The 24,219-nt window shown below is 58.5% G+C and carries 9 protein-coding genes and 2 pseudogenes; 3 read left to right on the top strand and 8 right to left on the bottom strand.

Annotation, left to right across the window (positions count from 1 at the left end; all coding sequences use genetic code 11):
- Positions 1 to 298: 298 nt before the first annotated feature.
- Entirely contained in the window at positions 299 to 766 is a 468-nt protein-coding gene (locus NKI85_RS27915; protein WP_352779232.1) for a hypothetical protein, read from the top strand.
- 132 nt (positions 767 to 898) lie between these two features.
- On the opposite strand, the gene NKI85_RS27920 is transcribed toward NKI85_RS27915, so the two are convergent.
- Genes NKI85_RS27920 through NKI85_RS27930 form a run of 3 tightly spaced genes read right to left on the bottom strand, consistent with a single transcriptional unit; the run spans position 899 to position 16,090 of the window.
- Positions 899 to 1,510: a polysaccharide deacetylase family protein gene (locus NKI85_RS27920; RefSeq protein WP_352779235.1), complete on the bottom strand. Its 612-nt coding sequence runs from the start codon at positions 1,508 to 1,510 to the stop codon at positions 899 to 901.
- Between the two features lie 36 nt (positions 1,511 to 1,546).
- Entirely contained in the window at positions 1,547 to 8,764 is a 7,218-nt protein-coding gene (locus NKI85_RS27925; protein WP_352779238.1) for a hypothetical protein, read from the bottom strand.
- Positions 8,765 to 8,794: 30 nt separating this feature from the next.
- Positions 8,795 to 16,090: a coiled-coil domain-containing protein gene (locus NKI85_RS27930; protein WP_352779241.1), complete on the bottom strand. Its 7,296-nt coding sequence runs from the start codon at positions 16,088 to 16,090 to the stop codon at positions 8,795 to 8,797.
- A 734-nt stretch (positions 16,091 to 16,824) separates the two neighbouring features.
- On the opposite strand from NKI85_RS27930, the gene NKI85_RS27935 reads away from it, so the two are divergent.
- Together NKI85_RS27935 and NKI85_RS27940 are read left to right on the top strand one after the other, a co-directional pair.
- Positions 16,825 to 18,576 carry a hypothetical protein gene (locus NKI85_RS27935; RefSeq protein WP_352779244.1) on the top strand — a complete coding sequence of 584 codons (1,752 nt, stop codon included), beginning with the start codon at positions 16,825 to 16,827 and terminating at the stop codon, positions 18,574 to 18,576.
- Between the two features lie 242 nt (positions 18,577 to 18,818).
- Complete coding sequence (locus tag NKI85_RS27940) at positions 18,819 to 19,418, top strand: hypothetical protein (protein ID WP_352779247.1); 600 nt, start codon at positions 18,819 to 18,821, stop codon at positions 19,416 to 19,418.
- A gap of 1,148 nt (positions 19,419 to 20,566) precedes the next feature.
- Here the strand turns inward: NKI85_RS27940 and NKI85_RS27945 are convergent.
- The 5 genes and pseudogenes from NKI85_RS27945 to NKI85_RS27965 all read right to left on the bottom strand — a co-directional run.
- A pseudogene (locus tag NKI85_RS27945) lies at positions 20,567 to 20,680 on the bottom strand (type 1 glutamine amidotransferase domain-containing protein); the annotation flags it as partial.
- A gap of 18 nt (positions 20,681 to 20,698) precedes the next feature.
- Positions 20,699 to 21,847 (bottom strand): annotated as a pseudogene (gene istA / locus NKI85_RS27950) (IS21 family transposase); the annotation flags it as partial.
- 272 nt (positions 21,848 to 22,119) lie between these two features.
- Complete coding sequence (locus tag NKI85_RS27955; RefSeq protein WP_352779250.1) at positions 22,120 to 22,371, bottom strand: hypothetical protein; 252 nt, start codon at positions 22,369 to 22,371, stop codon at positions 22,120 to 22,122.
- Positions 22,372 to 22,767: 396 nt separating this feature from the next.
- Positions 22,768 to 23,763: a caspase family protein gene (locus tag NKI85_RS27960; RefSeq protein WP_352779252.1), complete on the bottom strand. Its 996-nt coding sequence runs from the start codon at positions 23,761 to 23,763 to the stop codon at positions 22,768 to 22,770.
- Positions 23,760 to 24,149, bottom strand: a complete 390-nt coding sequence (locus NKI85_RS27965) for a TIR domain-containing protein (RefSeq protein ID WP_352779255.1) — start codon at positions 24,147 to 24,149, stop codon at positions 23,760 to 23,762. The genes NKI85_RS27960 and NKI85_RS27965 overlap by 4 nt, the downstream gene beginning before the upstream one ends.
- Positions 24,150 to 24,219 lie beyond the last annotated feature (70 nt).

A 24,219-nucleotide genomic window follows, 5' to 3' on the forward strand; every position in this document is an offset into this window, starting at 1 on the left:
TCGCCATCCGCTCGTACTTCATGCCCAAGCGGGTCAAAGCGGCCCGCATCTGAATCCTGCCTCTGTCAAGCAAGGACAGTCGTGCGGTGCTCGTGACGCTTACAATTGTTCTACGAGGGGCGGCTGCACCCACGCCGCCCTAGCCTTGAGACCCTAGATAGAGTCAACGATTTAGGGGCTTTGTAACATGATAAAATCCAGATTATCATTTGGGTGAGCATCGCAAACGTCCAGGACGTCAGGTTCGCGGAACGTATGAACTGCGCAACACGCTATGTTATTCACAAAGAGGCAAGAGATGGGTCAGCCCAAGATAGTCGACAAGCGCAACTCCTCGGAAGTCGGAGAGTACGCGATTTCATTTGCGGCGCGCGATTCATCAGGCAATGACTACGATCATGCTTTCATAGTGTGGTACTATAGCGACCCGCAGCATCTACGGACCAACCGTAAGGGCGCGGGCTTCTATCCTGTCGGTGGCGACGCCTATGATCTGACAATAGGAGGCACAACCGGAAAGGTATTTGATGATTCTAGAGAGAGAATAGCCAAAGAGATAATTGTGCTGGTCAACAGTGACATATTCGCTGCCGCCCAGGCCGTACAGAGCCAATACGAGACGGGGCAAACCTACAGACTTTTAGTCAACGATTGCGTTAGCTTTGTTGCGGCTGTGGCGAATACGATACCAAGTCTTTTCGTACCTGACCGCATCACCAACATAACACCAAGCACATTTATATCGTCAATGTTCGATGGCAATTAGCATCGAGCATTTCCGGAAGACTAAGCTCGTGAAGGCGATCTGCCACACGCTTTTCATCGCGGCCGCTCTTCTGCGAGCACATCCAAACCATGCCGCTTCCACTCGGATCAGGGTCCCTTTCGCTGAGAGCACTCACGCTATGAGGATTGCAGCTTGTCCAAAGTCTACGAACGTATGCCCGTCCTTAACAAGCCCGTCTAAAACATCCTTCAGCGCCGCTGCAGTCTCTTTTTTTACGTGAAACAACAACCTGCCCTGAGTTCCACCAAACTTTGCTAGGTCAGCTCTAATGGCGTCCAACATGCCTGCAGCCGTTGTCTTTCCTTGACTATCTTTGCTATCCGCCGCGATGTCGCAATGGCTGAGTGAATAGAGCTTACCCGAACCGCTAAGAAGTCTGGGCAGCCTCCCCCCATCCAAATCCAGGCGAGGCGCTCGCCAGTGCATCATGGTTACGCCAACTTTGTTCGCAACGGTGTCGTGGCAATCTTGGAACTCTTTCACGATCTCGTCGTCGGTATAGTCTGAAGTCTTTGGCTCCAGATGATCCCACGAATGGTTCCCTAGGACATGCCCCGCCTTGATGATTTCCTTGGCTGCGTCGGGTCTCTGATCCACTTCCTGCCCGAGCACAAAGAATCCTGCAACGACCTTTCGGCCTTTGACCTCATTCAAGATCGGAACAAGCGCGTCATTCCTCGGAAGTGGCCCATCATCAAATGTCAGCTGCAACTTCTTTCCCATCTTACCCTCCAGTCTCAGTGCTAATAGGTACCAAGCTCAAGCCGCTGACCACTCAATCGGCGGGGAGATGCCGAGGACTTGACCAGCCGCGTCGAGAGGTTCGTCGGTCGTCTGGCTTTCAATATCAGTTCCGAAAAATCCTTCGGGAAACTCGCGAATGACGGGCTCGAAGCCTTTGTCGCTGCTCGCGCGACCACGCAAGATGCGCAAGATGCGCACACGCCCACTGCCTTGCGCATAGGGGCTGCCAGAAGTGTCGGCCGACCAAGTAACCTCTCCCAGTGCCGGCGCGGCGGGAACGTTTGACAGCTGGTGCACCGCCACCGGGCGCTCGCGCAACCGGTCGAATGCATCGTATATGTAACGGGTCACGACCGCGTAGAGCCGTTCCTCAACCTGGGCGTCACCGGACCTATCACTTGTCTTGCTATTGTCCGGTTCACCTTCAGCTGTCAAAGCCAAGGTCTTCAGTACTTCATTGCTTCGCAATCCGGTGATGCCAATGGTGAGTGTCTTGCCACTGGCATCCGCGCTGGCCGTCAGCTTGCTTACCGACATCGCCTGCCGAACGGCGCGCGACCGGTCAGAACTCTGGATCTCGGCGTCCACAACCACTCGCGACATTACTGCCGCGAACTGACACCACACTCCAGGTGTGAAGTCAGAAAGGCGAACCGGGCGAACCACGACAGGGGTGGACGCCGCGTCGCTACGCACTCGCAGTAAGACGTCGGCATCATGCTTGATTTCGTCGCGAGCATTCAGCGGCATGCAGATGACCGAAAGCCAGGCGTCTTCGTGGGGGCCCTGCAAGGCGTCCGTCGCTGTGTCGCGCAGGATGCGAATGCGGACCGAGACGTCGCCGGCTGGCCGGTAGTTGTCGTCGCCATCCGGTTTCGGGCGTTGCGAAATCACGATGCGCATCTGCACCGTACCCCCAGTCTCGAAGCTCACTTGCCATTGCTCCGCGCTGCCAAGCTTGGTTGACGCCCTTATGGTCAGCAGAAGGCGGTCCGTGACCTCTACGGTGGCCGTGATCAGCACGAAGTCTGCGGGAACTGACACGCCATCCTGCTCTTTCACCTCAGGATCGTCGAACGAGAAGCGCACCGCTATCGGCACCCCCGGTGTTAGTTCGTCCACGTCGAAAGCCAGACCTTCATGGACGGTTATTGGGAAGTCAGGCGGGTTCGGACGATCGGAGGCCAGCCGGAACATCACGAATGTTCCAGCCAGCGTGACCGTTTCCAGAACTGACCGGTTGTCACGGCCAACCAGCAGTTCGGGGGCTTCCAAACGACGAAACCGCAGTTTCACCAGTGACCAGGGCCGCACCCTATCGGCGACCGGTGTGATCAGGAAACCGGTATGATCAAATCGGCCGGCTTCGGTCTCGAGATCGAACGTGTAGCCCACCGGTCCGTCGCAGCGCAGCGCGAGCGGCTCACCGGTCGCTCCAGCGCCGGTGCGGATCGGATCAGGAGCGAACTCAGGCCAGTACTTTACGAAGGGGCTGCCAGTCCTCAGCGCGTCGCCGGCTGGCGTGGGGTTCGCCTCGAGATATGTCGCCTCGTCCTTGGCGATTGTGATCTCGTCCGCCAGTTGGACAAGACGGTCATCTAGCCTTTTGATTTCCTCCCCCAGGGCCTTAATCTTGGCCTGATCCTGCTCGTTAACAGGCTTCTGCTTTTCCGCATCGAGCGTTTTTTGCTGCTCGTCGCGCGTCTTTGTCACCTGCTCCACAACACTGCCCAGGTGCTCTGCGTAGCCCCAGGCCACAGCGATCGCGTGAGTTTTGGTATAAGCATCTTCACCGATCCTTGCGTTCTCCATAGCTTGGTCAAGCGCCGTCTGCGCGTTTGTCAAATCATCAGGCTGCGGATCGGCATCGATCGTCCGCAAGAAGTCCAGTGCGGATTCGGCAGAACCAGCATCCTGCCGTGCTTTGACGACGGCTTCCCATTTGGTTTTGAATTCGGTGGTGAAGTCTTTCAAAGTCTTGCCAATCCGTTCGGCGCCGATGAACGGATGACGCGCAACCTCGACGACCGACTCAATGCCATCGCCGGCGTTGAACAGCGGGAACATGGCTTCGTTAAACAGGGCGAGCAATGGCGGCACCGAGCCAGCCGTCATCAACGGTTCGGTGAGCGGTATCACAAGTGCCAGGCCGGGCCTTACGGGTTTGCGATTATTGGAGCCAGGAGGTGCTCGGTCGGGAACGATAAAGGGCCACCAGCGTGTATTGGGTAAGTCGGTGCGTTTGTGAGAGAAGCGGATAAGCACGGGATCATTCGGCCTCATCGAGGCATAGCGACTCTTTGCCCGGAGCGCGAAGCGCCACAAATTGGCACCGCCGCGGTAGTCCAGATCGCGCTCAAGCGCCGTCGGCGCTTTGTCGACCGCCGCGGACTCGAAAGTCGAACGCCCACGGTAAGCATGCGCACGCGTGATCCGCATTTCGTGGATAGTGCCGATATCGTCATCGGAGCGCCCGGCGAACGCCATGTCGACAAATTTCGCGCCCTCATCGATCTCGCGGTTCTCACCGAACGCCTCGATCCGATTTACCGGGATTTCCGCGTGTGGACGTCCTCGCCAGCTCCAGCGCTGTTCCAAGAGGGCAATACGATCCACATAGCGCAGTGCGGCGTATTTGAGTTTGATCTCGTCGCCAGCGCTGACTGGTACGCCTCGCGGCAACGGCATGAAATCGGGCTCCAGCCGGATTGTGGCGCGTTCACGTATCACCGTGGGTGGCCGGAGCAGATCGATCGAGAAGGCCATTGGCACCGGCGGTTTGATGTCGCCTGGCGGGTCTTGGTTGATGTAAAGCTCCGGCATGACCTCGCTGGCGACCTCGACGATGCGGATCAGTGGTGGGCCGAGATGCCAACGCTTGCCATCAATGTCCACATCCCGCCAGCTCGCGGCGGCAGCCGGCGCGAAGCGATCGAGCGTCAACACATTTGCTGGTGCAAACAGTGGCTGTTGCGGCCTAGCCGCACCATAGAAGCGCAACTCATAGACGCAACCTGAAGCAAGCTCGAGCCGCGTACCACTGGTATCCGAAAAGAACTTAGCCGCTCCGTTCAGAGGGCCGCGCTGCTCATCAAGCTTGATCGTGACCGAGGCGATATCGTCGCCGTGACGATCAAGGCCTAAAATGGCGTCTGGCCCGGACACCGTTTTCAGGATTACCGCAGGCTGGTCGACGCTGCGCTGCGGAAACAGGCGAACGACCTCGAACACAAGCGCCTCGACGATCGGATCATCGAGAGCCCTGTCCTTTCCCCGTTCCATTTTCCCTGTGGCGCGGGATGCGGCTGCGTTCAACGCAGCACGGATCGTTTTCTCATCTGCGTTACCGTATTTGCTCAGCGGCCCGTTTACCCATCGATCGTATGTCGCAAGGGTGGTCGCCGGTCGGCGGACCTTTATTAGGGCAGCGTCGGGGCCGGCGCGGCCCTTGGCGCGCCTTATGCCATCGAGGATTGCGATGTCGCGGTTCGACGACAGCAGCTCTGGCGGGAAGCTAGGCCGGTCGCCGTGGAGCTGGAAGGGCAATTTTGATTTGGGACGCAGCGCGCCCCACCGGACTGATGGTGGTTCAGCGTCGAAATCCGCGCCATCGACTTCGATGACGATAGCAAACGACTGCCACTGTGACACGAGCCCATTGACGACCGGGGACTTGGCAAGTGTGGCTGGCTTTGCGTCCGGTTCATCTTCGCAAAAGAAATGAGCGCGCGAGTTAAGTGCAAACACCTCAGCTTTGTCGCCAACTACATCGATCCGCAAGCCAGCGACTTCAGAGGAAAATACCGCAGCAAGCTCATCAATGGTCACCTCCAGCGTCAGCAACGAGACCGCCCCTTTGGATGGGTCAATTTCTTCAACCTTTACGGTGAGCTTTGAATCAACATTCTTGAGGTCGATGGAGCCGATCTCAATTCGAATGCCCGTGATTTCTACCGGCATTCCCGCATCATCAAGAATGTCGGGCGGACTGTTGAGCGTGCCGCGGGTCTGGCCTTTGTCGAGAAAAAACCGTGCCGGAAGCTTGTCGCGCAAGGTGATGGGCGCAGGCTCGGCCGGCAACTCAGCCGCGAGCGGTGCAACCCCGTCGAACAGGCCCGGCCAAACGCTCAGCGGCGATACGCGCGGAGCACCGATCGGAACGGTGCGAAGATAGGTCTTGGAGCGGATAACTCTTTGTCCGCCAGGCGCTGCGATTGAAGCATTCGCGATCTTGACCGATCCGCTTGCGGTCCCAGCGTAAGGGAAGGAACTCGTCGGCACCTCGATGTCACTGCGCAACAGTGGTGGTTTTACACCTCCATGTCCGATCAGGTAGGGAACCAGGTCGTAGGTTCGCCCGAATGTCAGCGGCGGAAGCTTGGGAAATTCTTTGACGACAGGAAAGAGGTAGGCCTCGGGCCGCCTTGCGACTGCTCGTGCCTGACCGCGCGGGTCAAGCTGTGGCCGGTTCTGGATCTCGGCAACGATAGACTGGCTTTGATAGCTGATTACTGCGCTGCGAACGCCGCTAATTTCGCTAACAACAAGTGGCACGGGGTCGACGCGTGCCCGCACCGGCCAATCTGTCGGCCAGCTTCCTTTGTCGTTGACCGGAACAGCGTTGTCCTGGCCAAGCGCGTCGCGCTGCTGCGTCGTCTTGTCGACACGCGAGATATGCAAGGTCGCGACGTTCAGGCTCCACCACTCGTCAGGATCGTCGCTTGGTCCGCCTCGACGGCCGATCAGAATGCCGAGGCCCGCCAGGCGGGTCCACAGATCTACCGATTCATCGAAATCCTGCAGTTGGTCGACCACAAAGGTCAGGGGAGGTGCATCCTGTGTGACATGTTCAGCAATTCGGTCGTCCACAATCGGAACGATTTCGCTGGCGAGTCGCATTGCGTCCGCCTTGGCTGCATCCCGAATGGACTCCCACAATTTTGCCAGATCTGCATTAGCTTTAATGACTCGGTCGAGTCTTCGCTTCAGCCTGTCGACCTGCTGCTGCGCCTTATCCTTTTCGAGATCTGTTGCCGCCTTGCTGAGAACATCCGAAGCGATCCGAATGGCCTCGTCGGCCTGACGCTTGGGAGCTTGCGCCGCAAGGGCGAACGCGCCGTCGAAGGTTTCCGGCGCATACTCGCTGATGGTCTTGATCAATCGCTCGCGTAGCGCCAGGCGCTTCACCGCCGCAGGGTCAACTTTCGTCCCTTCTATCGGCGCCCAGCCACCCATCAACCCTGCGAGGCAAGGGCCTGCATAGGCTAGTGACAACGCGCTGCGGATCGCTTGACCTTTGCCCAGGCTGCTAGCCGCTCCCTGCAGCGAAGCAATCGAAACGCTGCTCAGATCAAGGGCGGCTTCAATCTTGGCAGTGGAATTCACCAACAGCCCAAGCCGGCCGGCACCAAGAGCTGCTGTCTTGTCGATCGGCTTGATCTGCAAAAGCCATCCGCCAGCATCCTCATATTTGAGATCGAGCATGAGCGGCCCGGCATCCTGGGGCCTGGTTATGCCGACTGAAAGCCGCCCTCCCACGAAAGTCTGAGCTATCGTTTCTGGAGCGACCCCCTCGATGGACAATTGGGTTTGGCCGGGATCGAGTGTGAGTTTGAACACGACTGTCGGAACAGTCGCTGATGCCCCAGGCACTCCGAGCGTAAACGTCACCACGGCGGGCAATGTTTCGAGCGCACCAAGTTTCAGCGGGATGACAATTGGGGTCTCACCAAGTCCGGAAATGCCGGAAAAATTGACCACGCCTGTAGCACTCACATCACGCGATACTTCGTCACCCTTAAGGTAGAAGCGCGTTGCGGTTCCCCGAAAATTGAAGTTCGTATCGGCGACACTTGTGCCGGCACCACTGGTCCAGTGGTGCACGATCCATTCTCGAAAAGTCTGTTCGCTATCGATCGTTCTTGCGGCGTCGTCGGCAAGGTCATCGGCGCGGCCTGGCACGATCCCGGCTGCATCGGCAATCCGTGCATGGCTGACGACAAAGTGCTGCGGCGTCTGTGCCAGGTTGGCATCAGTTTCTTGAGCAGCTTGCGCAAACAGCAAGGGCGCGACCGTCGGCCACAAGGCAGGGTTGCCCAGCGCCATTCTTTCCAGCGAAGCGGCCGCTGGCGCAGCAGTAGGCCGCGAACTGCGCGCGCGCGGCGCAAGCACGGGCTCGCAAAGGGCCGCAAGCGCCTCGCGCAGGTAATCGGTAGCAGGATCCGGCTCTATCGGCAGGATGTCAGCGCGAAGCGCCTCGCGCGTCGCAGAGTCGCTCGCAACGGTTTCCCGAATGATTTTGTCGAGCACCGCCATCGCACGTGCGGCGGGATCAATCGTTTCGGCGATGCGCAAGGGCAGGGTGGTATTCCAGTCGGTGGTTTCGAAAGCGGGGCCATCGCCTTGGCGAACTAGCAATGCCGATAGGTCGATCAGTCGCTGCGTGTCGTCTGCCGCGATCTGCAGCATGGTCATTGGCAAGCTGGGCTGAACCCGTCCTTTTGCGGCAGGTGACATCGCGACAGGGTCGGATGCGTAAGATATCTCCCAAGGCATGTCGATCGCCGGAGCTCCTGGAAGACTCCCCATATCGACCGAGTAGGCGATGTCTATCGGCGTTGCGAACGAGGGCGCTGCGAGAAAGCGATCGGTCTCAGCAATCGTGACGGCCGTTTGGTCGATCGAAACCGCGGTCCATAGCTGCATTCCGGCGGGCACAGGGTCCGGAAGACCGGTCAGGCTCTCGATCAACCCGAATACGGTGCGCTCACTGACGACGCCGTCAGATCCCGGAACCTCCAATGCTCGCACGCCAACCCCGTTGACGATCGCATCGATTTCGCCATTCACGCGGGCGTGAAATGTTCGGACTTTGGGGTACGCCGCTTTCGTGTCCGGATCGTTATTGTCGACTTCAGGGTCGAATGTCGCCGGATCGGCAACGGCAATCTTCCAATTGGCTTCATCGATCTTGAGCGGGTCCGAGCCCTCTTTAACCTGCCAGAGCGTCCAGTTTGTTTTCTCGTGGACTTTCCACGTGCCGTCCGCGTCACCACGTTTGGCGCGCCAGAGCCACGGCTGGACCAGAAGTTTGTCCGACGGGAGCGTTGGATCCATCGCATCCGGAGCGATCGCAGCACTCACACGCAGCCCCAGTTGGCACCACGTCTTACCCCCGGGATCGACGTCCGGCAGCCGATCGACCTGGATGTTGATCATCAGCGTTCGCGCCATTGCCTTCCCCTCCGCTCGCCTTCGCCGCGCTCAACAGTATGAGTCTGAGTAACCATCCTCGCCGCCCTTCTTTTCCCCGGCGAAGACATATTCGACGTGCTGGGCGACTGAGAGCGTGTAGAAACAGCTGATTTTCACGCGGATCGACAACGTTCCCGCGCCGATCATACTATCGCCATCATAGGTGACTTCGAAAAGCAGCAGGATCGATGCAGTGATAAGCCCGGCAACGTCGACGTTACCGCGCACCAACAGGAACACGCGCATCGCAGTCGTGCTCCCCGAGCCGGTTATCCAGGTAAATGCTACTGAACAACCGACCTGAACCCAAACGCCACCTGACACGACGCCGAAAGAGAAGCCGATTCCCAATCCGACAACGATGCCGATGTCGAGCGTATACCGCATCAACGGATGCGGCTTGGAGGTCGGAAGATAGGACAGGCTTTGTGTCAGATACCCCCCGCCGTTGAGGATCCACACGTTCAGCGCGAATGGCGCCAAGCGTGTTCCGACCGAGAGCTCGGATACGATTTCGAAGCGGGGAAGCGCTGCAACGCCGAATAAAACGTGTAGCGATAGATCGGAGATGCCGAAGGCGCCGGTTTGGATCGGCGGCAGAACCAGGTCGAGTGTTGCTGCGACACCGGATGGAATGCCGCCGCGAACGAATGGCTCTATACGGATGCCTCCAGCCTGGCCGGTGGCCGCCATGAGATCGGTCACGAACTTCAACGCTTCGGCGATCTCAACCCGATCCGGCTGGATGCGAAAATCGATCTTGCCACTCTCATCGAAATAAAGGCCAGTTTGACGGAACGTCAAAATCGATTGGCCAGCGCACACGACACGCCAGTCACCGAAGATTCGCCCGTTCATCTTTCGCTCAGTTCCATCGCTGCCGGCCGACAACCGTGCCTGCGAATTAAACTTCGCTGTATCGACCATGATTTCGACCGGCCCGATGCTGAGCAGAGGCACCGATTCTCCAAACGGCACGTTGAGATCGGCCTCCATCCAAGCGCGCATGGTCGTCTTGTCAAAGCCGTGACGGATCTTGACTGCGTTAGAGTCATCGAGATCCGGAAAGCCAACCCGCTGCAGCAAGCCCTTGAAGTCGATGCCCCCCATATCTGGAAGTAGATCCGATACTGAAAGGCCCTTGAGCTTCTCCGGAATCAGCTGGTCTGCGATTTCATTCATCGGCAGGCGGACGCCGAAGCTGTCAAGCAACTGCCCGACCGCCTTGCCGGCCTGGTCAACCGCTGCGACTTGATCGGCTGCCCGGTTCACCAGCGCCAACGTCGGCGTCATATCGACCCCTAGCTTCTTTGCTTCGCCGAAAACGTACGCAACCTCGGGGCGGTTGAAACCCAAACTGTCGGTCTTTGGCGGATCACCAAGCGCGCGTAGTGCCCGTAGTGCGTTGTCCCCCTTTTGATAGAAGCCGTCTGCACGTCTGGTGAGGTCGGCAAGATCGGCGCCGCCCGTTATATCGCGCACGGTTTCCTGTATCGTACCGGCGAGTTGGCGGGCGCGAGCCTCCGCTTCGGCGGTAACCCTAGCAGCCGCCTGTGCGGCGGCTGCCTTGATCTCTGCGATGGTATCGGCCGTCCCTTTGAGCGCTTTGTCGAGCTCGTTGTTCAGCTGTTCCTTGTAGCCCTCTATATCGAATGTATCGCCAATCCATTTGTTGAGTTGATCGGCGATGGCAGTGGCCCCGGAAAAGAGTTCCCGCACGAACCCCTCGAGCGCATCGCAGGATTTCGACAGTTCGTCTGTCAACCCGGCCACCTGCTGCCGGACCGTCGTGGCCAGGTTGTCGAATCCTACCTTCAGTGCCGCCGCTGCAATCTCGATCTTGTTCGCCAGATCTGTTCGTGTCCGCTCGATGGTCTCGGCAACGTCGGCCAGATTGGCTTCGACGGAGGCAATCGCTTGTTGTGCCTGCTTTGCCAGGTCGTCTGCGTCATCGATGATTCCTTTGGGTATAGGATTGGCTGGCACAGCCGCATCAAGGTCCGCATTCAATTTTGTCAGCGCGGTTTCGATCGGCTTCAAGGCGTTGTCGACGATCCGGCGAAGCATCGGCTGGATCGTATCCAGCTTGGCATTGATTTCGGTGATCTTTGCGGTGACCGGAAGCAGCTTGTCTACCTGCGCTAGGGCGGCGTCGAGAATCCCTTCGAGCGTGTATGTCAGGCGGTCGATCGCTCCGCCGTCATCCACCTGGCCGATCCGAGCCAGGATCGCGTCCTTCAACGCGGAAATCTTGCTTCTGGCGTGCTCAAGATTGGCGAGCCATTCTGCCTTTATTGAGGCTCCCTCTGTTCCCTCAGCGATCGGTTGCACCGCCGCTGCAGTCGTGGAGAGACCAAGATCGAGAGCTTGTAGTATTCTTCTGGCCGTTGCGGGAGTGCCCGATCCATTGAGCCGTCCAATGGCTTCGCGCACCTTGCGCTGGTGCGTTGCAATCAGCGCCTGTGCCTCTTTTGCGAACTTTATGGCGTCGGCATCCAGGGCCGCGCCTGCATGTTTTAGCGCCTTTAGCGCAGTATCGACCGCCGTGAAGCATTCGTTGACGGCCGCCTTGAGATTGTCTCGCTCGCTGTCGAGGCCGCCTTCGAGGAGAAGTCGCGCCGCGTTGAGATCGGCGTGTGTGCGATTGCGCAGTTCGAGCAGATCGGCTTTGAGATCTTGATCCAAGCTCGTCAGCTGGCTTTTGGCAATATCGATTCGCTTGGCGATCGAGGCTTCGGCGTTGTCGCGAATGTCCTTTACCGTTGCGACGACGGCGTCCGTCGCTGCCTTGGCTGCGTCAAGCGCCTCTTTTCTTGCTTCGGCCGTACCGGCAAGGACCTGATCACGCCTCAACTGACGAGCGATGGCCTCGGCTCGGTCCAAGACACCGGTCACGCGCCCAATCTCAGTGCCGGCAATGCCTGCCGCGGCATCGAGGCGTTCGGCGATCGCGGTCGCCGACTTGTCGACAATGTCGCCGCCGATGATCACAAGGCGACTAAGTTGACCCTCAACCTGCTCGCGTAACTTTGCTGTTAGGCCAGCACAGATCGAGTCTGGCATTTTGATACCGCTAAACTTCGTCAAGTCTTGTGTGTTCTTGATAGCCGCTTCGAGCTTGTCAGCACCGACCTTAGCCAATGCGTCGTCCAGCAGCTTTCTAGCCTGGGCTTTTAGCTGATCGGGGTCCGTATCGCGGTCAAGTTTTTCGAGCTCGCCCAGCACCTGGCCCACGCGGCGATCGATTTCCGCTCGAACGTTGGCGGCTTTCGCGGCGAGTTCGCGCCCGAAGTCCTGTATCGGGGCTACAACCGCGACGTCATGTCCAACAGCACGCGCGATGGTCACGTTGCGAAGCGCCGCAACCGGGCCGTTCGGGACACGCCCGTGCGTAAGCTTGACCGCCTCCTTCGAAGGCACCAGTCCAATGGTGAAACGCTCAAAGCCGGGGATGTGTTCGGGCTCCGGAGGCAGCATGGCGTCGGTTAAGTCGGCGCTCTCAGTACGCAGTTGGGCCGTGACCGGGGCCGGAAGATCGCAGAAATCGACGTCGCGCACCGGCTGCCACAAGTCAGTCTTATCGTCCTCACCGTTCACGACGGAGGTATAGAAATAAAGCTTCTCCGGTTCAGCGATCTCGTGCGGGACCTCCTTGTCACCTTCGCACGCAAGCGTCAGACGCACTTGCGGCTTGGGATAAAGATTGGCCGGGTCATCGGGATTGTTTGGATCAGCGCGCAAGCCGCGGAAGGTCGCGCTCCAGAGGGGGATTTGCCAGCCTTCACGGCGAACATCGCTGCCCCATGAGCTATCCACACGGATTTTGATCGACTTGAATTCGGCCCCCACAACGCAGCCGCAAGCGCGCAAGGAACTCTCGTCCTCTGGGTAACGGCGCTGCGGCTTCATAATTTCTATGTACTCTTCGACCTTGCGCGGAATGGCGCGCCCTAAATGCTCGTCCTGGCGACGACCTATCGGCGGCCGGTTGTAGAACTGCGCGGGCGGAACGACCGTCCTTTCGTAAACGACGACGTGCTTGGCGGGATGCCACAGGCATGCGATGCGACCGACGCGTTCAAGACGATATCGCTGTATGCGACCCAGCGTCGTCTCAGTTTCCACAATTGACTTACGCTCGTCGAACAGGGCGCGTTGCGAGCCGTAACCGCCCAGTGCGGTCAGGTGTACACCGCGCAGACTGCCGCCGTCGGAGCGCGGCCTTTCGTAGACCCGCATCAGGATATTCGGGCTCTCAAATGCCCATGACAGACCACCCGGAAATGACTCCTCATCATGGTCGCTGGCGGAAAACGTCTTCTGCAGGATATCCGGTTCGATCAACCCCCCAGGGTCTGCTGGGACACCTCCAGGCGTTGGCCAACGCAAAGGCGTAACCGGTCCACGCAATGTTCCATCGTCACCGATGGTGCGCCGGCGGATTTGAAACGAGACGCCGTCCTCAAGGCTCAGATCGTCGTCTGGACGCTCGCGCCATAGTTTTTCCACGGCAAAGCGCCGCTGTTCGGCACTCAACACCGCATTAACCAAGCCGGCATATCGGCGCATGTGGTCGGCTTCAAAAACGTCCGCTAGAGGAGCGGGCGGTTCACCAAACGCGCCGGCTATTTCGCTGATCCATACGTCGTCTGCGCGCAGACGCGCGAGCAGGCCGTAGAGAAGTTCCAACCGCAGGTCGAGCAAACGCGCGCCGGGGCTGCGCTGGAGCGCAAAGCCCATAATGCGACGCAGGTTCCAGCCGGGTTCCCGGAAGCGTGTTTCGGCAAAGGTAGGGTCGATCTTGAGAACCGTGAGCGAACCAAAGCGCGCGGCGGCGGGTTTGCCCGGCTCGATATCCTTTGGTTGGCCGGTGAGGTCGGACCGGTTCTTCTCCATCGCCTCGCCGACGACCTGTGGAGGCAGCAGAAGATCGACGATTTGTCCGTCGTCGCGAACGCGCCACGACAGGCCACCTTCGCCCGACGCGTTCCAGACAGCTACCTCGTTGTTTTCTGGCGTGGCGAGGCCGCTTATGTCGTCGTAGTCCACTGCTGCCACGCGGAAGGGCTTGGGCTCGATGACGAGCACACGCGGTCGAAAAGGCGCTAGTGCCACCGTTGCCGAAGCCATCCCGGATGCGGTGAGCGCTGGACGTCGGTCGGCCTTTTCCTCCTCCTCTTTCACGGCACGCAATGAAAGTCCGATCGTGTGGTCGCTGTCGCGCGTCGATACTTCCTGCGCCGTCAGCGTCAGGCTAATTGTTTTATCTGAACTGGATTTCGACAACGGAAGCAGCAGCGGTGCGTCGGGATCCGGGCGATCTTGTTCAAGTGGGCGACGGCGCGCGCTTGCGCTCATGCCCGCCGTGCCTTGCAGTTCGTCCTCGCCGGCAGGCGCCACCGACACAACAGGCAATCGAAGAACTGCGTCAATGCCGGTGGATACTTGGGCCGGATCGGCCCCACGATCCTCGGGCAACGGACGCAGAACGATGAGACCCGTGCTGGTGAGATCCTTGGATGCGTCGAATGCTTCCGCGAGCGTGATCTCCAGCGCCCCGAGCATGATCCGGGGCGTAAGGTTACGTTGTTCTGGAGTGCCGGGTTTCCAAGTGGGCGGCACGGTTCCCAAAAGCTCCTTGATGTCAATTGCCATCCGCAAGCCGAGCGCCACGTTGGCAGGCTCATCAGCCGCTACCGCCGGTTGGTAGGAGGGAGCAGCCGTGCTCGCGATGCGTTGCATGGCATTGCCGTCGAGGCGCTGCGCGGCAAGCATCTCGACGCGGTAGCGAGGATAGGACCGGTCGTCGAGAGCGAGCCGTGCGAACGTTGCCTTAGCGCTGACCGCAGCGATCGGAGAGGATGACGCTCCCGCCCACATGTCGAAGAGCATGCGCGGTTCGAACGTTGTCAGGACGATCTTGCTGCGAGCGCCGGCTTGTCGATCGGTCTGGATATCGAACAGGGGGCGCGTGCTCGGTGTCTGATTAGTCACTGCTCCGACTACATGCCACGGAATGCCAGGCTTATCGGCGTTCAGTCGAGGCAGCATGCTGAGCGGACGGCCGTCCACGGCCCACTTCAAGCCGACGTGCAGTCTGTTTATGCAATCATCCAAGGTGGCAAGCACACTCTTGGTGACCGCTAGGTCGTCGGCAGTGACCGCATCTCCGGTGCCAAGCCGCGCGGTTATGATAGTCCGCGACGTGCGATCAGCCTCAAGATGCAAGCCTATGTCATTAACGCGTTGCTCTTCGGCAAAGAGGGTCAACTTGTCCGTTATTGCGGCATCCACACCCGTAGGCACGACCGCTTTGGCGGCTGTGGTACCCAGGAAGCTTTTGCTATAGTCGGACGCCCAAAGTTCGAACCGCCATCCAATTTTATCGACGCGGTCGTCGACGAGTGGATTGTCATCGCTTTCCCTGAACCGAAGCGCACGAAAGCCGAATTCGCGGCTCGCCAATATCCCCTTGTCTGGCAATCCCAGAGCCGCCAGTGCTGGAACATGGTGAATGCGAAAGATCTCGGGATCGGCTGTGTTGATGTCGACTTTTCCTCGTTTCGCACTGCCATTGCGCGCAAACTCGAGAAGGTCGCTGGAATTGACCACGACCGCAGCGGAACGCGAAATTTCAACTCCGCTCAGATAGGGCGCCACGGTACAGCGCAAGCGTATCCGGTCGAACCGCAGGCCACGCGCAGGCTGCGGAACTTGAGTGCCATCTTTGACGACCCACAGGTTCTTCATCGGATCGCGGGCTGCGCCGCCAATCAGGCCGAGATCCATCAGCATACGAGCGTCGTAGCGGTCCCCAGCCTTTTTTTCGGCGCTGCTTTTAACTCGGTGCCCGTTGATCGCGACGCTTACGCCCAGATGGACCGAGATCGCGGCAAGTGCGCCGGGGCGACCCGGATCCGTGAAGTCCGGAAACAGAATGAGCCGCGACCCGATAGACTGATCATCCTTCGGTGAATCCGCGTCGAAGGCGTGCGGGAACATGCCCCCCTTCGGCGAAACGAAACGGCTTGTGTCCAGCGCTGCGAACGGATCAATCGGCTGATCGGAGCCGTCAATCGGCAGGCCGCCTTCGTTCGAGAAGAAGAATATCCGCTCAACGTATCGCAAAGGAATGGCGGTTTGACGTCGTGTAGGCTTCAACGTCGAGCCGCCGTCGGTCGAAATAGTCAGGTTGGTGTCGAGAAGGGCCTTGGTGAAGCCTAGATCTGTCAAGCCCTTTTGGTCGAACTGTGTTAGAAGACCTGATGCTTGCAACATCGTCTTCTGCAGCACGTCAACCGACACGTATTCTGCCGATGGATTAGACGACGGGTTGAATAGGTCTGGGATTGCGTCCGCTCTCTTTCTGAGCAGGTCGCGTAGGCTGCTGAGGGGACAGCACACGTAGCGCCAATCCTGACCTGCATCCCATCTGCGCGTCATTCCGTCGGGCAAGGACTGCGTCCACGGGGCCTTGGTCCCAATGACGATCGCCTGAGGCTCCCTCGTCCGCGGACCAGGCGCCATACGCACGGCGATCAAAGCAATACGCGATCGTTCTTGCACTTTGTCCTCCGACGATATCTAGCCGATCTTCATACGTAGGCCGCCTCCAAGCTGCCTTCGCCTGTTGCTTTGGCTGACCACCATCTATTCTATTCGCTGACCCCTCAAGCTATGCCGACATCCCGCGCCCCGAGTGTCTTTACGGTGCCAACAGGGCTCAAATCTCGGGGGCGAAGTGTTCTCGCGATCCGTAACGATGATGGCATCAACGACGGAGCCCCTCGATTTTCGCGCAGTATACCAGCCGCATAGTTCGCACTTGCGGTCCAATACAGTTGAATGACGCCCGCCACACCTCTCAGTCTGGCACGCCAGTAACTTTATGTTAGCAGTAGATCATATCACTAAGCCGCTTGCTACAATTAAATCCAAGATGTAAGCTAATATAATTCTAGGAGCGAAGGGGCGAGCGGCTTACTGCCGTGGCGGGTTCATGTTGTGGATTCGGCTCGGTAAGGCTGCGGCTGGGGCGAATGGCTGATACGGATGTGCTCGCAGTTGTATGGGGCGAAACCAGCAGGATAGCTCCAAAGGATGGCTCCAACGTAGCTCTGGCAAGACTAGAGGCCGTGACCGCCAAGCTCGCAGCGGTCGCGAAGAAGCGTGGCCTAGACAACCAACTGAGCAGATTGCCTCCTCCACGCATTGGTTCGAGTGACGCAGCACGCTATCAAAGCATGGTCGCAACGGCGGATGCGGTTGAGGCAGGGACATGGAGTGGTTCGCCGCTGCCCGCCCGCGCCGCTTTGTGGGAAGTCACCGTTACCGGCAGCCCTCGTCTCGATCCGCCTTTGCCCGGTGCGGTTAGCTGGATAACCGATCCAGATGTTACCAGCAGCGGTGACTTCATCTCGGGCAAGGGGTCCGATGGGCGAATCTATCGTTTGTTCGAAACTGACAAGGTCCCAGCCGAAGAGCAGTTGCCATTTGCCTCGGCGCTGACTGGCAGCGGAATACCCGAGGCAGAAACCGGAAACCCTTTTAGCAAGTTTGCATGGACGATTGGCATCGCCGCTGCGCTGGTCTTCTTACTCGGTGGGGCATTGTCGATCTGGACCGGCCGGTCGATGAGCGACGCCCGCAACCTGCTCGTGACAAGCAGTCCCAGCAGCCAATACGAGTTGCTTTCTGCGATCGCTGAGGCATGCGCAGCCGACTACAAGGCTTTCCCCGGCGGAGCCCAGTCGGCTGTCTGCGGCAAGCTGTTGAAGAATAACGAGCTGCCACCGAGGAACAATGAGCAGCGCTACGACTTTTTCCAGGCCTCATCCGTTCTCGCTGATGCGGGCACCTGCCCGATGGCTCCGTCTAGGGCCGGATGCAACACGATCTGGCGCGCCGCGATCAATGTCGGACAGCGGCACAGCTGGAAGGCCGGCCTTTTCCAGTTTCTCAATGATGCCTCTGCCTACCTGACTGGAGTGACTTCGGCCGCGGGATCGGCATCTGTCCTCGTCCCGTTCCTGATGCTGGTTTGTGGCATAGCGGGGCTCACGGTCGCGCTTGGACTTGGAACCAAGCAGCGTGTTGCGGGCGTTTGGATCGACACGCGAAACCGCGTGTCGCTCGCACGAGCGCAGGTGACGCTTTGGACCGCGGTCGCACTTGCCGGCTACGCCACATTTGCATTGTTCAACGTTGGATTCGCGGGAATAGTCGGTGCCGCAGCGGTATCTGCGGGAGGAAGTGCGCTCGGGATCGCAACGTTCGGAGCCTTTCCAGCGATGCCAGCTTCAGTCGCCGCCGCGCTTGGCATTGCCGCTGTCTCACCAATGCTCTCCGCGCTCATCTTGAGCACGAAGGATGCTGGCGCGAACAAAGCCGACCTCGCCATCCGTGGCGCCGATGGTGACTTGAGGAAGCGCGGGACTCCGTTTTTCGGCGCCGAGTCGGCGGGCTTGGACAAACGTACGTCGCCCAGTCTGGCATCGATTGCCGACATCTTCATGGGAGAAGAGGTGGCCAATGCCGACACGGTGGATGTGTCGCGTCTGCAGAACGTTGTCATCACCGCCACGTTGGTACTCGGGTTCTTCTCCATACTCGTGGCAATGACGACAATCAGCGCCGCCCAGTTGATCGGCGCGAAGGGCTCGGTGTTCACCTCCTTGCCGGAACTTGGCGAGACATTCACCGCGCTTCTGGTCGCAAGCCATGCGACATATCTGATCACAAAAGCCCACGATTCCCGACCTCTGAACCACGCAAGCCCCGATCGGCACTGACGCCCAAAGGGCCCGAGAGGTGAGGGAGTGCGGAGCTAAGACGGCGACTGCCAGCAGATTTTACCCCAAGCCTATAGAGCGCAGCAGATGCGACGATCGGAGGGCGCCATGAACCGAACCCAATTTCGTTCACGTTCGAGGATCTTTGCCTGTCCCTTGCGCGAACGACCTCTCACCAGTCAGCGATGCAACTTTGGTCCGCTGAGAAGCGGCTAGAATGGTTGCACGTGAAGGGTTCTCACATGGCAGCGCACCTGAATTTGTACGTCAATGCGGCAGATGAGGAATTCCTGTTTACAAATGAGATCGATATCGAGGCGGACGAACAACGAACATCATTGGCCGCGCAAGTCGGAACGGCGGTAGCGGACCTTATCATGCAACGCATGGGCTTTTACTGGTCAGCAAACGCACGCGAGCTTAGTCTGAGGCAGACCGGCAAGCAGAAATCCCGGAAAATCCCCGACTTCGCTTACGATCCGGCTGAGGGGCATGGATTTCCGCCGGGAAGTGTCGTTGTCGTTGAGGCGAAGGGCAGCCTTTCGAAGCAAAGGGCTAAAAGAGGACCAATTCGCAGGCTGGCGCGCGACGCATATAACGAGCAGGTTCGGCATATGACAGGCGCCAAATCCAAAGGTTTGGTCGTCGCGAGTGGCCAGCCATTGCCTTCGGCACTGTTCCCGGTGCGAGCTCTTCGACCTTGGTGCTTGCGAGCCCGCAGCGGATTCGCGCGGACGCTCCCTCCCCGGTACGGGTCAATTCGCTTTCGGCTGCCGCAAGCTACCAACAGCAGCTGGCACCGCAGGTTAGCGAGCAAGCACCGCAAATGCATAAGGAATTAATGCATCAAGAATTGTCGGGACGCGAAGGCGGATTCGGCAAGCCACCTGGCGGCGGGGGCAGAGGAGAGGGCGAACGCCGCTCGCCAAGAGGCCGCATCGCCTATGCAAACTACGAGTCCGTCTTTCTGGATTGCGGCGCAATGAATACTGCGCACGTGCTGCGCACGATCCTTTCGGCGCAAAGCATGGAAACGTTGGACGCCGAGCGCCTCGTCAAAGACTTCTGGATTGTCGAGCACAATGGGATGCGCTTTTGGGTCGGCGTGGATGAGCACTGGGGATGGCGGGGGACTGTTCGCAATCTACCAGCCGTCGGGCAAGACAATCCTGCGGTCCGTGTCCGAGCATCGAGATACCATCCCCGAGACGCTGCCGCTCACTGTGGCTCCGATCACTGCTGGTGCGGAGTCAGACGAAGATAGCGATATCACGATTCAAGGCGATGGACTGGCAATGTGCAACGTCTCATCCTTGCATAACCGTCGGCGCTGGGATCTCCGAGCGGGCGATTGGTTGTAAAAAAGATCGGTGGCCGATCGGAAAAATATCATGACAGAGGCACAGTGATCCAGGGTTGTGCTCCGGCGACGGCCTCGGACACCGACTTCACGGCGACCAGCTGCCCATTGTGATACTTCTTGACCTGGATATCGCCGCTGAATGCGGTCAACTGCGAAGAGGACAGGGGAGCGTCCCTGCCTCGATCGATACAGTACGCCGGCATACTGTAGCCATGGCCCCCGCCGCCAACCATGCCCAGGGAGGTGTATCCGGGAGGTCCTCCACCCCCACCACCGCCTGACAGCCAGTAACGGCCTTCCGGGAGCCTCATCCTCTGAGGTAAATCGGCCGCCGTCCCCAATTGGATGCAAAGGAAGAGCGCAATAACTGCGACGAACGGTACTGTCACCATCCGTAACAAGTGGCGCCCGTATGCTTTGCAGAATGACATTGGTCGTTGCCCGCAAATAAAAGGAGACGGGAGTGACTGTATCCTGGAATCAATAATAAAGCATCTGCTAAAATAGGCTTGGCGTTGAATTCCGGTTGATTCAAAGTCCAGGGTCGCTATCCGCCGCGCGATTAAGCCGCACTCCCCCTCCTTGAGCGTCGGCTGACCGCTGCTAGGGAGGCGAGCTGGATCTTCCGCCAGCGTCCTTCAACACGCAGTAAGGCGCGGCTAGTTCTTCAAGCCAGAAGCCGGTCTGCCGGCCGGTATTTCCCAATTGATCGTGCGATGTGAGAACTATCAAAACTCTCATTGTATCTCTGCGTTATTGTGGCACGTAATGCCAGGGATCGTAGACCGTCTCGTTCCGCCCGAAGGAGCGGGCATGTTCGGCGACGACCACGCCGTCCTGGCGGATGACGATCCTGTCGGCATAGGCATGGATCTCGACCGGGCGGCCGACGGCCGTCGACAGGACCGAGTATTTGTTGCTGTCGAAGCGAACCGTGCAGGTCTTCGACACCGAGGCCGGCACCGTGTGGAATCCGTCGAAGGGGCCGCGATACTCGACCAGTTTGCCGCGCTCTTCCTCGAACACGTTCCAGATCGTTCGTTCCGGTTGCTCGACGTGACGGTGCGCCTTGGCGTAGGCGACGCACTTGTCCTGCAGCCAGGCGTTCAGCTCCTCATAGGTCTTGAAGCGCAGCCTGGGCGTGAAGAAGCGCTCACGCACCAGCCCGACCTGGTTCTCGACCTGACCCTTCTCCCAGCCCGACGCTGGCGTGCAGGCGACCGGCTGCACCAGATAATGGCTACACATCTGCAGGAGGCGGCGATTGTATTGGCGGTCCTTGCCAACAAAGATCGTTTCCACCGCCGTCTTCATGTTGTCGTAGATGCCGCGCGTGCAGGCGCCACCGAAGAAGGCAAAGGCCCGGTCGTGCGCGTCGAACACCATCGCCTGCGTCTCCTGCGGATAGGCCCTGACGAACATCATGCGGCTGTGGCAGAGCCGGACATGGGCGACCTTCACGGTCACCGTCACGCCGTTGATCAGGACGATCTCGTGGCTCCAGTCGAACTGGTAGGCCTCGCCCGGCGCGAAGAACAGCGGCACATAGGCGTCTGCCGTCGCCGACCCCTGCGCCTTCGCCCAACTCTTCGCGTAGCGGCGGACGGCGTCATAGCCACCCTCGTAGCCGAGACTGCAAAGCTCTTCGTAAATCCGGATCAGTGTCAGTTGTTCGCGCGCCGCCTTGCCACGGTTGCCATTCAAAAACCCGTCAAGCTGATCCTGCCACGGACCGATCTTCGGCTTGGGCTGCCGCTCTCGTTCGTAGGACAACGATGTCTCATTGGATCTGAGAATCTTGCGGACGGTGTTCCGCGACACATGCAGTTCGCGGCAAATCCGCTTGAGCGACCATCCCTGCACATGGAATGCGCGCCGAACCCGGGCAATCGTATCCACCGACTTCATCCCCACACCATCCGCTCGCCACGACGAGCTGATGGTCGCAAATCAAAGCATCAGGGGGGTCAAAATTGGACGCCGATTCCCCGGCTTATGGGGTCAATTTTGCACGCCGATTCACACCCGGAAGGTCGTTCTCCTCGTCCTCGGTTCGAAAATCGAACCTATTGATCCATGACTGCAGAACCTTTTCCGGCGTGTCGGCATAGGTCGCCATTCGCCTAGGGAATCCCTTTGGATTTCAAAGGTCTCAGGAAGGTTATCGAGGTCGTCGACGCTTAGTGCCACGACCACAGGCAGCGGCATGGATATTCGGCGCGCCCCCTTTCGGCGAAGGAGAATCTCGCGGTACGGATGACCGAGTCCGTGGTGATGAGATCGTGCCCGTTGATCTGAGAGGGCGAGATTCGAGCTTTGGTGGTTGCGCCGCCGAAGACGCGCTGAACGATGCGGTTGCCGCCGACCTTCAGGCCCCGCTCTGGAAGCGCGGGGAAATCAAGAGTGCCGCGCCAGGTAACGAACAGGGTCATGTCGCAATTTCGTACAAAGTTAAGCTGTACTTTCTAAATGCGCTCTCGCATCTAATAATGGTTATGCTGAAAAGGCGAATCATTGAGCATGATTTTAGTTCATTTCCAGAGTGACACACAGAATATCGGAATTTTATTTTCGGACATAGCCTCAGAATATTGCTGCTCAGACAGATCCTGGATCTAGAAAATTTCTAATCACTGCGTTCGCAACCCACCGCCTTTGCTGGCATATCTCATAGGGGATAACCGCTTTCACTCGAAGCCAAACTTCGACCAGTCCAAGGTCCCCAACGGCCCAAAGTACATCTTCAAAAGATTTGCTGACGGGACAGAATAGCAATCAGAGATAAGCAATCTGCAGAGGGCGGAGTTTGGCCGGTGCAATCAAGTAACCTAGAATCGTTTGTTCTCTGCTAGCCTTCGGTAGTGCGCGCCTTGGGCCGTCAATCGAAAGCCAGTGCTGTGCATGGCTGCTTGCCACGGATAAGGCTGGTCCACGGGCGCAACCAAGTTAACCTTATAGAAGGCCTGCATTTCTCGGAAGATCGCAAAGTTTATTTCGTCGACAGGGATGTCCTTATACGCGTCTGCAAACTCCCCGCGGTCCCGCTCAAAGCTGGGGTCGACGGGGAAGACATACCCTGCCGTTGGGAAATAGTCCTTGAGTTTCCTTAGTACCTCTGGCGCTACCTTCGGCGGGACCTGTCGCAGTGTGATGAAGCGTTGCACATTCGCCTTGTAGACGGGGCGCTGCTCCCAGCCTCCTAGCGTCTGATCAACCAGCGAATAGAGTGAGGCCGGTGTGATGCGTCCGAGCACATCTGAAGCACTGCCGCTAAGGCCATCAAGCACAATGCCTGTGAACAGTCCATGCCCGTCAAACTCAGCAGCGGACTGGTTGCGGTCTGCAGCGGCGAGAATAGTCACGCCTTTGCCAATCAGTGAAACGTCCTTATTCGCTAGCCCCGAAAGTTCGCCTAAGAACCCCGCATGGCAGCAGTCAAGGATGATGACAGTGGAGTCGATCTCTTGGTGCGCACCGTTGGCCATTCCGATCACATCAGCAAGGGATAGCCCTAAGGCTCCTTTCTTATGATCGTGGCTTACTAGATAGCCCCGGTTTGTTTCGGGCTCGAGTAACCCATGGCCGGCAAAATACAGTACGGCTGTTTCAGCCTTTCCTTGAAACAACTTCTTGACGCCTTCATCGAGGAGTTCTGTCGTCACATCCATGTCATTGCTGGTATATGTGATGACATCGAAATTCGGATCCCCATTCCCATGGGTCTGAAGTTTCTCCGTAACGGCTATGGCGTCGGCAACGCATCCTTCAAGGTCATTGTCGGCCCCGCCATAGTCGTCAACGCCGATGACAAGAGCGCGCTTCACCGACCTCCCCCGATTAGGGTCGTCAGATTAGGCCAAGTCCAGTTGTACATTTGGTCGGTCGATTTGGCCGACTTGGGCTTAACATTGCCGCCTGCCGAGTAGCCCGCGAGGAGAAAATATGACACCCCTTCCTCCTGAGCTATGCTCAACTCAGCGCTCACCCCAGTAGCTGTATCCGTATTTTTGCCACAGATTACACAAACGACATCAACAGATTTGATCCGGGTCCTGGCATGCTTTTTCCAGTTCTCATCGATCGCCTCTTTGATGGACCAATCGGCCAGTTCAAAGGGGCTATCCTCGAGCTTTGCCTGCCCTACAAGAAGGATCTTCAGCGACTCATCATGGTCGTAGTCGAAGCTCATAAAAACCTTTGTCTTTGCCATTTCAGCCCGACTCCTGTTACGACATCTCGTTCCGGTGTAGTGTAATCGGACTAGGTATTACAGTCGTGTC

Origin of the sequence: Mesorhizobium sp. M0571 (genome assembly GCF_040320985.1) — a bacterium.
GTDB lineage: Bacteria > Pseudomonadota > Alphaproteobacteria > Rhizobiales > Rhizobiaceae > Mesorhizobium.